The sequence below is a fragment of the Thermodesulfobacteriota bacterium genome, assembly GCA_031082315.1.
Classification (GTDB): Bacteria; Desulfobacterota; QYQD01; order QYQD01; family QYQD01; genus QYQD01.
In genome coordinates, this window is the sequence record JAVHLC010000045.1 from 1 (window position 1) to 505 (window position 505).

Sequence of the window (505 nt, forward strand, 5' to 3'; positions counted from 1 at the left end):
CCCAGCGAGTAATTAAAAGGGGATCGTTGACTCATAATTAAGTGTTACCGAACGCCGACTTCCCAAAGGAGTGATAATCATGAGTCCACGGTCCAAAAGAGAGTATACAGAGGCGATCCATTTGCGGTATAAAAATGCCACCCGTCATGAAAAAACCATCATCCTGGATGAATTCTGTGCCACCTGCCGATGTCACCGCAAACATGCTATCAGAGTTCTCAAGGGGTTCAAACGCTTTACAAAACCCAAGGCAAAGAAAAGAGGGAAGCCACCCGTTTATCAGAATGAGGCCATCCGTAAACCCCTCAAAGAAATCTGGCTTAAAGCGAACCTCCCCTGCTCAAAACGCCTCAAAGTCATATTGCCGATCTGGCCTCCCGGATATGTTCAACTCTTCGGAGAACTCTCCCCGGATGTAACCAATGCCTTGCTGAAAATCTCCCCGCCAACAATAGACAGGCTTCTAAAACCTATCCGAATCCATTACACAAAACGGGGTCGGAGT

At 47.3% G+C, this 505-nt stretch carries 1 protein-coding gene; it reads left to right on the forward strand.

What is annotated here, in order from left to right; translation table 11 throughout:
• Positions 1-79 precede the first annotated feature (79 nt).
• The coding region (locus RDU59_12990) for an integrase (GenBank protein ID MDQ7839395.1) at positions 80-505 on the forward strand (426 nt) is incomplete at its 3' end.